Origin of the sequence: Lampropedia aestuarii, from assembly GCF_004803635.1 — a bacterium.
GTDB classification, from domain to species: Bacteria; Pseudomonadota; Gammaproteobacteria; order Burkholderiales; family Burkholderiaceae_C; genus Lampropedia; species Lampropedia aestuarii.
The window spans coordinates 96744-110338 of the sequence record NZ_SSWX01000010.1; the positions used below are offsets into that span (position 1 = coordinate 96744).

Here is a 13595-nt window from a genome sequence, read left to right on the forward strand (position 1 = left end):
CCAACCCAGAGGGCAAGGCACAAAAAAGCGCATTGCGGCGTTGCCCGTTGTGCTCATACAGACGTATGAGCGGCAACAGGCGCCTTGCCTTGCCTCTTTTTTGTGCCTTGCGCGACTGCAAAAAGATCGTAAACGCGTTCTAACACGTTCTAAGTGCTGCTCACTCGTCGCCGATATAACGTTTTCTGCGNGCGTTCTAACACGTTCTAAGTGCTGCTCACTCGTCGCCGATATAACGTTTTCTGCGATTGGCTTTGAGGTATTGCAAGTCAGCGACCACCAGGCCGTCCACGCAGTCTGAAAAGGCTGCATCGGTGTTGAAGGCGACAAACTGCACGCCGCCATCTTCATAGACCTCGGTGTATTGCTTGAACAGCGGCGGAATCGACAAACCCATCTGGTCCAAGGCGCTTCTCAACGTGTTCAAGGCTTGGCGGTACTCCATGCCGCTCCAGTCGGGCAGGCCATCGACACTGGTCAATTGCAGCGGGGTGCGCGCATGTGCAATAGCGTGCTTAGCAGGGTAGAAGTGGCTGTAAAAGCTGCTCAGCAATGCCTGTGCCAAAGGCGGGAAGCGCTTGCTGATGCTCACTGGCCCGAGCAAAAAACGCACCTCAGGGTGTTGCTTCAAATACGCGCCAATGCCGCGCCAGAGCAGATCCAGGCCATTTTGCCGCCAGTAGCGAGGCTGCACAAAGCTGCGTCCCAGCTCCACGCCTTGCTCCAGGTAGGGCAGGGCTGCTGGCTGGTAATCGAATAAGGTGTTGCTATAGAGCTCTTTGGCCAGTTGGTTGAGGGCGGTGTCTGGATGTGTTTGTTGGTCGTTGCTGCTGGGCTGCTGCACTGCGGCAGTGGGCATTTGCGAGATCTTGCGCAAGCGGTAGGAGCCGACAATTTCCAGCGCCTCATCGTCCCACAGCACGATGTGTTCGTACTGGCTGTCGTACAGGTCACTGTCGCGCCGGCGGCCTGTGCCTTCGCCGACGGCGCGGAAGCTGACCTCACGCAGCCGGCCCAATTCACGCATCACGCTGGAGTCTTCCTCAAACTGGTAGAGCCGAATATGCAAGCCTTCGCGGGTCATGCCCAAAAGCGGGCACTGGCGCAGCGTGGTTTTGAGCGTTTGGCGGTCTTCCGGGTGGGCAATGCTTTGGGCATTGCTGCGAAAGCACGAGGCTTCGCGGCCTTTGGCAATTTTGTAGACGTGGTGCTTGAACATCTTGGTGCGCAGCCTCCAGTCGCCCGGCAGCGACGCATAGGTGTCGTAGGCGATGGCGTGACCAATGTGGATGCGCACCGTGCGGTTCGTGTGCTTGAACATCTCCCGCACCAGCCACATCGTCGACAAGGGCTTGGCAACAATCGACAGGCCATAGAAGAACACCGAGTTGTGGGCGTCGATGAACAGCGGCAAGATTGGGGCCCGGGTTTTGCTGGCAAAGCGCAAAAAGCCCGAATTCCATTTGCTGTCTCGCACGCCTTGGGGCGCGATGCGTGAGACTTCGCCAGCTGGGAAGATGATGACTGCGCCCTCATCTTGCAAGTGCGCCTCGATCGCGCGGATGTTGTCGCGGCGCGTTTGCTGGCCCATATTGTCAACCGGCAGCAGCAGGCTGTGCAGTGGCTGCAAGTGTTGCAGCACATCATTGGCCACGATCTTCACGTCGCGGCGCACCTGCCCCACCATTTTGAGCAGTGCCAAGCCGTCCAGACTGCCAATCGGGTGGTTTGAGATGATCACAACCCGGCCCCAGGCCGGGATGTGCTCCAGATCGCGGTCGCTGACGGTGGTGGCAAAACCAAAGTACTCCAGCACCTGCTCTACAAAATCAAAGCCTTTGAGCTGCGGGTAGCGCTGTGCGAAGTTGTGAAACTCGGACTCTTTGAAGACAAAGCGTAAAAGTGTGACCAAAGAGCCGTAGGCGCGCGGACTTTTCTGCGGCAGCTGAGGGTAACGGCGACTCAGAACATTCTCGATGGAAAACATAGCATGCCCCCTAAGGCAAATCGAAAAAAAATCGTATGTAACCAGCCAATTGGCCAACCCTGCGCGTGGGTGTGCTGCGGGGTTGCAAAGAGAGTTTATGAAGTATTCGTGGCTGGCGTGTGACAACGCTCCTGTCGGTGCAGGGATTGTGGTGATTGGCTGCAATGCTGTTTCAAAATGGCAGCAGGCAGAAGCTCCCAACCGGGCAGTGCGGTGCGATGGCGGCGCCAGACATCGGCCCATCTTTTCGCAAGGCAGGCGATGGCGTCAAGCGCAATTACCCGCGGCCAGATGGGGTGAGGGGGGCATCACAAGGCGCACATCGCACCAGCCAATACGAGTGGTGTTTGCCGGTACATTGCTCATACATAAAGCGCACGGGTAAAAACTGCTCTATCACGCTGAAGTTGGTGCTCGCATGCAGGCTGATGTCGGTGCACGTGAACTGCGCAGCCTGGCCGCTGCGCGATACCGCAAGCGCCAAAGGCAGCGCCCACTGATCGGCCAGGTATTCATCGAGTACAGCTTCTTCGCGCATTTGAAAGCGCCGCACGGCTTTGGCCAATTGGCTGGCGACCTGCTCGGCGCTGGTGTTTTTTTGCCCTAAACGGCTCATCACCTGGGTCGTATTGGCATACTCCAAAGTCACCAGCAAGGCATTGCCTGGCCCTTCGTGTTGCTTGCAAGGCCCTATGCGTAACTGTTTTTTCTCGTAGCTCCAGCCCAGCAATTGGCCCAGTTGCTGTAGCTCGCGGTGGGCGATATTGCGCGCCAGGCCAGGCGCATACGATTCGGCATAGCCACCTAGGCTGGTACCGCGTGTCACCAGATCGAGTGGGGTGAGCGGCACGCTTGCAGGCTCAATCAGCGCCTCGATCACGCCGCCACCGGCTGGCGCAAAGCCCATGCGCTGCAATGCCAACGTGCTGGCCGCTCCCAGTTTGGCCAGCAGCGGTGCATAGCTGCGCTGTACAAAGTGAAAGCAGGGCGCCATCGGGTTGTGGGTGCCGCCGCTCAAGTGGATGCGGCTGGGCGCATCGGCCAGCATCAAGGCTGGCCAAATGGTTTGCAGCACCAAGGTGCAGCTGCCAGCTGTCTCCATCGCAAAACGGTACTCGCCGGGACGAACCGCTTGCGGTGCAAATTCCAGCTCCGACGAACCCAGCTGCGCGCCAGTGACTGCTGCACCACTGATGGCCGCAGCCGCATGCACGCAAGTCAGGTGCTGGCGCATCAGGCCGGGTTTGGGCCGTTTGGCGCGAATGTGCCTGATTTGCAGGGGTTGGCCGGTGATCATCGACAAGGCCAGCGCGGTGCGCAGTACCTGGCCGCCGCCTTCGCCGCTGGCGCCGTCTATTTCTACCATGTGTTGCTCTCTGTTCTCTGTTCTTGTTGTATTGCAAAGCAGGTGTGTTGTGTTCCAAAGCAAGCGTTTGGGCACGCCTATACGTCCCAGCGCTTGCAGAGCGATTAGCCTTTCACACACACCACCTGCTTCAAGATATGCACGACATCGACCAGCTCACGCTGGGCCAGCATCACCGCATCGATGTCTTTATAGGCCATCGGGATTTCATCGATGACCTCGGCATCTTTGCGGCATTCCACACCTTCGGTCGCACGTTTCTGGTCTTCGATGGTGAACAGTTTTTTGGCCTGCGTGCGGCTCATGGTGCGACCCGCGCCGTGGCTGCAGCTGTTGAAGCTTTCCGGGTTGCCGCGGCCGCGCACGATGAAGCTTTTGGCCCCCATGCTGCCCGGAATAATCCCCAGTTTCCCCGCCTCGGCATTCACCGCGCCTTTGCGGGTGACGAACACCTCTTGGCCAAAATGCGTTTCTTTTTGCACATAGTTGTGGTGGCAGTTCACCGCCTCGGTATGGGTCTCAAACGGCTTGGTGATCACTTTGCGCAAGGCGTTGATGGTGCGCACCATCATCACCTCGCGGTTGGCGGCGGCGAATTTCTGCGCCCATCCCACGCCTTTGACGTAATCGCCAAAATAACGCGCGCCTTCCTCAAAATAAGCCAAATCCTGATGCGGCAAGTTGCGTTGGTGCAGCTCGGCATCTTTTTTGGCCAGTTCAATGAAGTGCGAACCAATGGCGTTCCCTACCCCGCGTGAACCGGAATGCAGCATGATCCACACCGCCTGGTTTTCATCCAGGCACAGCTCGATGAAATGGTTGCCGGTTCCCAGTGTTCCCAAATGCTTGTAGTTATTGGTATTGGCAATACGCGGATGGGCTTGGCAAATCTCTTCAAACTCTTTGGCCAAATTGGTCCACGCCGCATCGGTTTCTGAAGGCGGGGTTTCCCAGCTGCCTTTATCGCGGCCATAGCGTTTGGGTGTCATCCCTACCGGCACGGCTTTTTCAATCGCAGCGCGCACGCCCGACAGATTCTCTGGCAGATCGCTGGCCGTCAAGGTGGTTTTGCAGGCCATCATTCCGCACCCCAAATCCACGCCGACGGCGGCAGGAATAATCGCTTTGATGGTCGGCACGACCGAGCCAATCGTCGCGCCAATTCCCAGGTGCACATCGGGCATCACGGCCACATGCTTGTACACAATCGGCAGGCGCGAGATATTGGCCAGCTGCTCTTTGGCAGCGTTTTCCACTGGCACGCCGTGGGTCCACATTTTCACTGGCACGCCACCAGGTACTTGCATTTCGGTGTAGGCGCCATCGATTGCGGCCTTCTCAAAATCAGCCGCATTCCAGGGTGCTTTGGGTGGCTGATTGCGGGACTGGGCAGCCGCGGCTTTACGGGTCAGGCGTGCTTGGGCAACCGCTTCCGGTGTTTGGGATGCGGCTTGCGCTTGAAGGTGCATGTTGTTATTTGTCATGGTCATTCACTCCATCCTAATCAATCTTCGAGGTGCTGGCGCATGCGCTGTGCATGCACCAGCGTGTGTTGCTTGTTCGTGCTCAGGGCTGGCGTATCTGGACTAAACCATTGAGGACCTGGTCCAGACCGCCAAAGACCGAGATTTTGTCGATGCGCTCGGCCACGCGCTCTAGCGTTTCCAGCTCTTTCATGCGCAAGGCGACGGGGTTGTTTTCCATCACTTTGGCGGTGTTGAGCAAAGAGCGCGTGGCGGCGGTTTCTTCGCGGCGGCGAATCAGGTTGGCCTCGGCTTGCTTTTCGGCTTGCACGACCTGGGTCAAAATCGTTTTCATCTCACCGGGCAGCACAATGTCTTTGACGCCAACGCTTTCGAGCTGCATGCCAAAGCCAGGTAGCTTGGCCGCCATATGTGCCATCACCGCCTGGTCGATGCTGGTTTTATCGGCCAGCAACTCATCCAGGCTGCGTGTGCCTACTGCAGCGCGCAAGGCAAACTGCAGTTCGCGGTACAAATAGTCGGCCGGTTTTTGCAGTTGTGCGTGCGCAGCCAGCACATCGCTGAAGCGGTAGTTGGCTTGCAAGTTCAAACGCAGGCTGACTTTGTCGCGGGTCATGATTTCCTGGCCCGAGACCTCCTGGGTTTGCAAGCGCAGATCCACCAGCGCCACCTCGATGTGGCGGCCATAGCGCCAGAAACCGTAGTTGCCAGCGGGCAGCAAAGGCTGGACTTGGCCGTCTATGCGCAGCAAACCCACATGGCCTTCTGGCACCTGCACTTGCAGCACGCCGCCCAGGTTCTGCACGGCTTGGCTGCGCAGTTGTGGGTTGGTGATGCGTTTGAGCAAATCGTCTGGCAATTGGGGCGCAGCCTGTACGTCAATGGTGTCGATCTGGGTGTGCACCAGACCCTTCCAGTACAGCGCACGCGTGGCCGGTGGCAGGATTTCCACCAGCACGCCGTTGTCGCTGCGCAGGCCGACTTCGTGTTCGGCCAGTTGCACCGCGGTGAATTCGGCCGCCACCACTTCAGGCTCTTGCGTCAACAGGTAGTCGACCAGCTCGTGCTGGAAGCGGGCTTGGTTCAGCGAGAAACGCTCGACCTGCAAGGCATCGGTGGCGGCAATCAACCAGTGGCTGCCGCTGTGCAGTACGCGCTCAAAATCGCCATTGCGCAGCAGCAATGCGCGTTCGTTTTTCTTGATGGTGATGCGTTCAAAAGTTGCCATGTCGGCTTCCAGTATTTTGTCTATCTTCAATGAGGTTGCCGTTACAGCACAGGCAGGGCAGTCCAAAGAAGCTAAGGGCCTGGGCTTGGCAGTGCGCTGCAATACAAGCGGTGCTTGTGCTGACTAGCTGGCTGCGAGCGCGGCTGGCATTCATAAGGTCTGCAAGCTGCCATCGCTGACGGTGTTTGTGGGGCTTGCAGGTGCACCCGATGGTGCAACCTGCAAGGCCTGCGAACACCGCGTTCGGCGGGGTTTCAAGTAGCCGGTTTTTCAACCGAATGGGCAGGAGTCGAACCTGCGACAAACCTTTCTAAAAAGGGTGCTCTACCAGACTGAGCTACCAGTGGTGCCTGTAAGGGACTCGAACCCTTCTTTTCCGTAGAAAAGCTAACCCTAGTCAGGCTTTCATCCGAGCTGGGGCAGAGTGCGGCATACCAGCGGTCAACAGGGCCCAGGCCCCGAACCTCTGGCACCGGCAGGGCAGAAACTCATTTCTCAACCCTGGCCTGTGAGCACAAGGCCTTGCTTCGGATGCAGAGGTAGTTTGCGAAAACTGTGCCAGCTGCAAAATGGTGTATATGAATTTTTATAAGTATTTGATAAATATTGATTTATTAATAAACAATCTATTTACCTTTGAATAAATTGATTGGGTAAAATAGAAATATAGATATATTTTTAGATAAATAAATACACAGTCATGGGCAAAAAAACCGTCGTCATTGGCTACATGGGCACGCAACTGGATTCGGGCCTTGGCGCCGGGCGCTGGGGCAAATGGCGTCCCAGCCTGTCATTGGTGCAGCACGAAGACTTGCTGGTGGAGCGCTTTGAGCTGCTGTACGCACCGCAATACCAGGCCTTGGCCGATGTGCTGCAAGCCGATATGCAGCGGCTCTCGCCGCAGACCGAGGTGCGTTTGCACGCCGTTGAAGCGGCCAATCCGTGGGACTTTGGCGAGGTGTACGCCAGTTTGTACGACTGGGTGCGCCAGTACTCGTTTGACACCGAGCATGAGGATTACTGGGCCCACATCACCACCGGCACGCATGTGGCGCAGATTTGCATGTTCCTGATGGTCGAGTCGCGCTTTATTCCTGGCGTGTTGTGCCAGACTTCGCCGCCGCGCAAGCAACGCGAAGGCGGAGAAGCCGGCAGCTATACGCTGATTGATCTGGACTTGCAGCGCTACGACATCCTGGCCAAGCGTTTTGACCAGGCACAGCACGATGCGCAACTGCATCTCAAAAGCGGTATTGCCACCCGCAATGCTGGCTTTAACCAGTTGATTGAAGAGATTGAGCAGGTTGCAGTGCGCTCCAAAGCGCCGGTTCTGCTGACTGGGCCCACTGGCGCGGGCAAATCGCATTTGGCCAAGCGCATGTACGAACTCAAGCAACTGCGCCACCAGGTGCAGGGCCCATTTGTTGAGGTCAATTGTGCGACCTTGCGTGGCGATGGCGCAGCCGCAGCCTTGTTCGGCCATAAAAAAGGCGCGTTCACCGGTGCAGCGGCAGAGCGCGCTGGTTTGTTGCGCACCGCGCACGGCGGCGTCTTGTTTCTGGATGAAATTGGCGAGCTGGGTCAGGACGAGCAAGCGATGCTGCTCAAGGCGATTGAAGACAAGCGTTTTTTGCCCATGGGCAGTGACAAGGAGGTCACCAGCGATTTCCAGCTGATTGCTGGCACCAACCGCGATTTGCGAGAAGCCGTGGTGCAGGGCCTCTTTCGCGAAGACTTGTTTGCGCGTATCAACCTCTGGTCTTATGCCTTGCCTGGGCTGGCTGCGCGGCGTGAAGACATTGGCCCCAATATCGACTATGTGCTGGAGCGCTTTGCTGCCGAGGAGGGCCGGGTCGTGCGCTTTCATGCTGAGGCCAGAGCCCAGTACCTGGACTACGCGCAGTCGGACGAGGCGCTGTGGACCGGCAATTTCCGCGACCTGATGGCCAGCATCACCCGCTTGGCCACGCTGGCCGATGGTGGACGGATTTCGACGGCTTTGGTGGCTGCTGAAATCAAGCGCCTGCAATGGCTGTGGCAACACGCGCTTGAGCAGCAATCGCCGCAACGCGCGGTCACTCAAAACCTGGAAGCGTTGCTGCCTGCCGAGCAATGGCAAGCGATGGATTTGTTTGATCGCCTGCAGTTGCAAGCGGTGCTGGCCGTGTGCCGCGAATGCAAGAATTTGGCCGAGGCCGGGCGCCGCTTGTTTGACCAATCGCGCGCGCAGCGCAGCGCGGTCAATGATTCGGACCGCTTGCGCAAGTACCTGCTCAAACATGGCCTGACTTGGGAGCGGGTGGTGGCTCAGGCATCGCTGCGCCTGGACTAGTGAATCCCCTTGGGTGTCGCAAGGCAGACAGCAGCGTGCATGGGCAATGGCTATCGTGCAGGCATGAAAACCTTTCAATCATATGCAGAGCTGACCGCCCTGAAAGGGCAGGAGGTGACTGTCACCGCTTGGCGTGAGATCACGCAAGAGCAAATCAATTTGTTTGCAGAAGCCACGGGCGATCACCAGTGGATTCACGTGGACACCGAACGCGCCGCCAAAGGTCCGTTTGGCACGACCGTGGCGCACGGCTTTTTCACGCTGTCCTTGCTGGCGGGCTTCATGGAGGAGGCCTGCCGGATTGATGGCGTGGTGATGGGCCTGAACTATGGCCTGAACAAAGTGCGCTTTACCTCGCCGGTGCCGGTCAATAGCCGCTTGCGCGCGCGTTTGACACTGGCCAATACCGAGCCTTTGGACAACCAGGGTTTGCAAATCACCTGGCTGGTGACGGTGGAGCGCGAGGGCCAGGATAAACCGGTTTGCGTGGCCGAATCGCTGACCCGTGTGTATGGCGGCAAAGCCTGATGGAGTGAGCGCGCGCGTCCTGAGCAATACCCGACGCCCGTGTTTTTGGGTGACTTAGAACGGCTGACACCACCCTTGATACGTCGAAAGCAATACCTTGTCGTACGACCAGTACTGCCTGCGGTTTGCGCCTAGTCTCAAGCGCAAACCTTCGGTTTTCTGGGTTGTGTTGGCCGCTCTTAGTATGGTTTATTGTGGGGCGTAGAGCCTTTTGAGCTCTTTGCGGTTGAGTTTGCCTACGGCTGTTTTGGCAATGGCATCGACAAACAGCACCCGTGTAGGTTTTTTGTAGGATGCCAGTTGCTCTAGTGCATATTGGATTAGCTCGTCTTGGCTCAGCGCATGGCCCGGACGCAGCACGACAGCGGCGGTGACTGCTTCGACCCATTTGCTGTCTGGCAGTCCGAAAACGGCGCACTCGAGAATGGCCGGATGGGTCAGCAAAACGTCCTCCACCTCACGGGGGTAGACGTTGTAGCCGCCTGTGATGATCATGTCCGAGGTGCGGTCTTTGAGGTGGAGAAAGCCGTTGTCGTCAAACAGGCCCACATCGCGTGTATGCACCCAGCCTTGTTCATCAAACGTTTGTGCATTCAGCTCCGGTGCATCGTAGTAGCCCAGCACGCTGGAGGGCGCGCGTACAAGGACCTCGCCCGGCATGCCGGCAGCAACGTCTTGTCCGTTTTCATCGACCAGACGCACCTCAACATCTAGCGACACTTGGCCGCATGCAGAAAGCAAGTCGCCCGTATGGTGTTCAGGACGCAGCACACAGATGCAAAGCGGCACTTCTGTTTGGCCGTAGTACTGCCAAAAACGGTGCTGTCCCCATGCCGCCATGGCTTTGGTGAGCGTTGCGCGGGGCATTGGCGAGGCGCCGTAGATCACGCTGCGCAGTGTTGCGACGTTGGTGCTGGAAAAATCCTCGCATTCGAGCAGCATCTGCAGCATGGTTGGCACCAGATTGATGGCCGAGATGCGGTGCTTTTCTATGGCATGCAAGAAGTTCTTGGGCTCGAAGCTGGAGAGAATGACGGTGCGAGCACCCCGCAGCCAAAATGGCAGCACAAATGTGCCACTGGCATGGATCATTGAGGCGGCATGCAGCATGGCATCATCTGGCTGAACGTCAATCAGGTTGAGCATGACATTGCGACAGATCGCCGCATAAGAGGCCTGCGTGTGCTGCGCTGCCTTCAAGGTGCCGGTGGTGCCAGAGGTAAACAATGTCAGCACCACGTCATCTGGCTTGATCACTACTGTGGGCGCCTGCGCTGATGCGGACTGTGCCTGTGCCATTAAGTCAACCTGACCAGGCAGGGCGTCGTCTAAGCCCAGGCAGACCAGTGAGGGCAGCGCAGCTGAGAGCGCTTGCGCCCGATCACGCAGATCAGCACTGTAGATGAGGTGGGTGCAGCCAGTGCTGGTGAGCATTTTCAGGTGCTCTTGAAGCGAGATGCGTGCATTCAGGGGGACTCTGTTGAGCGCCGCTTTCACGCATGCAAAATCAACCGGCACGCTGTAGAGGCCATTGCTGATCAGCAGGCCCACACGTTGGTGTGCGGCCATGCCTGCCGCTTGCATGGCGTTGGCCAGGCGCGAGCTGAGTGTGTCCACTTCGCTAAAGCTCAGGGTTTGATTCTGGAACTCAATGGCCACTCGTGGGCCGTGTTGTTGTGCACCTCTGCGGATCAATTCGAGGTAGGTCGGGCCATGCGCTTGCAGCGGCTGCGTACTGTTGTGAATGCTCATTGTTTGTCTCCTATGGTTGTTCTTGATCTGCTTTACTGGGCCTTGTGCTCGAATGCGCCATGCCGTCCAACACCACTGACGAAGCGCGCAGCGCCCGTTACGCCTTCTGCTTGCACGATGGGCGCCCCCAGGCGGCCTTCGTTGCGGATCGCGGCGGCATAGTCCATGCCCCATTGCTCATGTGCGGAACGGCGGTCAGCCAGCATGCAGGCCTGTGGAAACGCCGCGATCTGCCGGGCCAGATTTTTGGCCTCTTCCAAGGCACCTCCTGTGGGGGTGATGCGATTGACCAGGCCCATTGACTGCGCTTCTGGTGCGCTCACAGGACGGCCAGTCAAAATCATGTCCATTGCATGGCCCATGCCAACGATGCGTGGCAGGCGGACCGTGCCGCCATCGATGAGCGGCACACCCCAGCGGCGGCAGAACACACCAAATACCGCATCCTCATCGGCCACCCGCATGTCGGCCATGACTGCCAATTCAAGCCCGCCAGCGACGGCATAGCCATTGATGGCGGCAATCAGGGGCTTGTCCAGCACCATGCGTGTCGGGCCCAGTGGGCCGGTCCCGCCACCTTCAGGGTCGACTTCTGAGCGCCGTGTGGGATCACCCACGGAAGTCAAATCACCTCCTGCGCAAAAGCTTCCTCCGGTGCCTGTGAGAATCGCCACACGTGTAGCGTCATCGCCATTGAAGCGTTCAAATGCCTCGCGCAGCTCGATGGCCATCGGGCCGTCTATGGCATTGCGACGTTCTGGTTTGTTCAAAGTGATCACGCATATGTTGTCGATCTTTTCATAGAGAACATGCTTGGCAGCCATCATGTAAATATTTCCTTTTTCATTGAAAAATCCATAATAGGAAACATTTCAACATTTCGCAAATATGCACTCTTTACGTAATATTGAGCTGCGCGTGCCCAGAACGCCGGTGCTCATTTTGGATCTGCTGATGGCGCGTGATGCGCCTCTTAGCGCGAACGCGATCTGCAGGGTTGGTGAACTGATGGGAATTTCGCAGGCAACGATGCGTGTGGGCCTCACCAGACTGGTGACGGACGGGAAGATCCAGCGCAGTCAGCGGGGTCTGTACAGTCTTGCCCGGGATGTGCGCGCACTGCATCGCACGGTTGACCAATGGCAGAACAAGCATGCGCTGGCAGTTGCTTGGCGAGAGCGCGACTGGATTGCTGTTTACGATGGCAATCTGAGCAAATCAGACAGGGCCGTGAGGCGCCGCCATGCGCTTTCGCTGGCCTTGTTTGGCATCAAAGAATTGCGGCCTGGACTGCACGTGCGCCCCAATAATTTGAAAGGGGGAATCGCTGTGCAGTCGCGCAGATTGCGAGAACTGGGCATGGCACGCAGCGCCATTGTGTTTAAAGCGTCTGCGTTCGAGCAGCAGGATCAGAGCCAAGCGATGCATTTGTGGGATATTGAGCAACTCATCCGTACCGATGACGCCTTTATTGCTGCATTGGAGCAGAGCACTGCGGCGTTGCCGCATTTGCCGCTTGGTGCGGCTGCCAAAGAGTCATTGCTGCTAGGCAGGGCTGTCATTGCACATCTTGTGCGCGATCCGGTTCTACCTATTGAAATGATGCCACGGACCTCTCGCGACAAGCTGCTGCTACTCGCAACCCAGTACCAACGTGAGGCAAGAAATTTATGGTCTCAATGGTTTGAAGAAGCCCGGTGAATTGACCTTGTGGCAGGTGCTTGGAGCCGCTCACACCGCTCACGAGCTAAGTGTTTGATCCCAAGTTGGGATGGTGCACTATTGGACTACGTGTCTTGCATGCAAGGAAATACGCTGGGCCAGCCATGCGATGGAGGCGCTGCAACGGCAGCGGCAATGCTGGTCGATTCACCGCTTCTGTGAGTTGCTGCTTCTTGCACTGCACTGGCCCAGCACATGCTTATTGCTCGATGCTGATGTTGTTTTCGTTGATGATGCGAGACCAAAATACGGTGTCTTGCGCAATCATATCGGCCATCATTTCTGGTGGGCCTTCAATGGCATGCATGTCAGGCACGTTGGATAATTTGGCGCGAAATTCAGGGGACTGTACTACCGTGCGAATGGCCTCTGAGAGCTTGTCGACGATTGGCTGAGGCGTTCGCGCCGGTGCAACCATGCCGTTCCAGTACGTGCCTACAAATGGGTAACCCAGTTCTTTGAACGTTGGCACATCGGGCAATTCGCTGATGCGTTCTTCAGAGGAAATTGCCAGTATTTTTACTTTGCCAGCGGTATAGTACTGAAGGACTGAGGCGACGATGCCTGACATGGCTGGCACCTGATTGGCCACCAGGTCTTGCACTGCCGGTGCTTCACCTCGGTAGAGCACCGGCTCAACCTTGAACTGGCCTTGCCGGGCAATGTCCGCAGCCATTAGGTGGGTGGTGCCGCCCACGCTGGAGACTGCAACCGCGGCGGGCTTGCCGCTTTGCTTGATGTCATCAATCCATTCTTGCAGGGTGTTGGCTTTGGCAGATGCGGGAATGGCAATCACATGGTGTCCCTTGGAGACCGGTGCCAAGTATTGGAAGTCAGTAGGCTGGTACGCCAGATTTTTATACAGCAGTGGGTTCAGAGACATCGCTGCTGAAAGGGCCCAGCCAATGGTGTAGCCATCCGCGGGCGCAGTGGCTACAGCGACGTTGCCGATCACGAAGTTGCCGCCTGGACGGTTCTCCACCACGACGGAAGTATTGAGGTGCTTTTGCAGCTCATGGGCCATCGCCCGTGCTTGCACGTCGGTCGCGCCGCCAGCTGCAATGGGCACAATGATACGGATGGGTTTGGATGGGTAGTCGCCTGCTGCAAAAGCAGTGCTCGCAGCCACAGTGAGCGCGAGGGTGGCCAAGCGTGCGATGGTTCGAAATGGCATGGTAGTTGTCTCCTAGAGT

General features: G+C 57.5%; 10 protein-coding genes. 3 read left to right on the plus strand and 7 right to left on the minus strand.

Annotated elements, in window-relative coordinates; all coding sequences use genetic code 11:
* Window positions 1-217 precede the first annotated feature (217 nt).
* The 4 genes from olsF to E8K88_RS09365 form a co-directional block, all read right to left on the minus strand.
* Complete coding sequence (gene olsF / locus E8K88_RS09350) at window positions 218-1987, minus strand: bifunctional ornithine lipid synthase OlsF (RefSeq protein ID WP_136406403.1); 1770 nt, start codon at window positions 1985-1987, stop codon at window positions 218-220.
* 277 nt (window positions 1988-2264) lie between these two features.
* A complete protein-coding gene (rtcA, locus tag E8K88_RS09355; protein WP_136406404.1) occupies window positions 2265-3353 on the minus strand; it encodes an RNA 3'-terminal phosphate cyclase in 1089 nt (362 codons plus the stop codon).
* A 104-nt stretch (window positions 3354-3457) separates the two neighbouring features.
* On the minus strand, window positions 3458-4660 hold the full coding sequence (locus E8K88_RS09360; protein ID WP_136406443.1) for an RtcB family protein: 1203 nt from the start codon (window positions 4658-4660) through the stop codon (window positions 3458-3460).
* A 259-nt stretch (window positions 4661-4919) separates the two neighbouring features.
* The gene (locus E8K88_RS09365) at window positions 4920-6065 is read right to left on the minus strand and encodes a slipin family protein (RefSeq protein ID WP_136406405.1); all 1146 of its coding nucleotides are present in this window, start codon (window positions 6063-6065) and stop codon (window positions 4920-4922) included.
* A gap of 700 nt (window positions 6066-6765) precedes the next feature.
* Here E8K88_RS09365 and rtcR point away from each other — a divergent pair.
* Both rtcR and E8K88_RS09380 read left to right on the plus strand, forming a co-directional pair.
* A complete protein-coding gene (gene rtcR / locus E8K88_RS09375) occupies window positions 6766-8400 on the plus strand; it encodes an RNA repair transcriptional activator RtcR (RefSeq protein WP_136406406.1) in 1635 nt (544 codons plus the stop codon).
* A gap of 63 nt (window positions 8401-8463) precedes the next feature.
* Window positions 8464-8928, plus strand: coding sequence for a MaoC family dehydratase (locus E8K88_RS09380; protein WP_136406407.1), 465 nt, complete (start codon window positions 8464-8466; stop codon window positions 8926-8928).
* A gap of 189 nt (window positions 8929-9117) precedes the next feature.
* On the opposite strand, the gene E8K88_RS09385 is transcribed toward E8K88_RS09380, so the two are convergent.
* Entirely contained in the window at window positions 9118-10680 is a 1563-nt protein-coding gene (locus E8K88_RS09385) for a class I adenylate-forming enzyme family protein (RefSeq protein WP_136406408.1), read from the minus strand.
* A 32-nt stretch (window positions 10681-10712) separates the two neighbouring features.
* Window positions 10713-11504 carry a crotonase/enoyl-CoA hydratase family protein gene (locus tag E8K88_RS09390; RefSeq protein ID WP_136406444.1) on the minus strand — a complete coding sequence of 264 codons (792 nt, stop codon included), beginning with the start codon at window positions 11502-11504 and terminating at the stop codon, window positions 10713-10715.
* A 64-nt stretch (window positions 11505-11568) separates the two neighbouring features.
* On the opposite strand from E8K88_RS09390, the gene E8K88_RS09395 reads away from it, so the two are divergent.
* Window positions 11569-12381 carry a PaaX family transcriptional regulator gene (locus E8K88_RS09395; protein WP_136406409.1) on the plus strand — a complete coding sequence of 271 codons (813 nt, stop codon included), beginning with the start codon at window positions 11569-11571 and terminating at the stop codon, window positions 12379-12381.
* A 220-nt stretch (window positions 12382-12601) separates the two neighbouring features.
* Here E8K88_RS09395 and E8K88_RS09400 read toward each other — a convergent pair whose 3' ends face one another.
* Entirely contained in the window at window positions 12602-13576 is a 975-nt protein-coding gene (locus E8K88_RS09400) for a Bug family tripartite tricarboxylate transporter substrate binding protein (RefSeq protein ID WP_136406410.1), read from the minus strand.
* Between the last annotated feature and the right edge of the window lie 19 nt (window positions 13577-13595).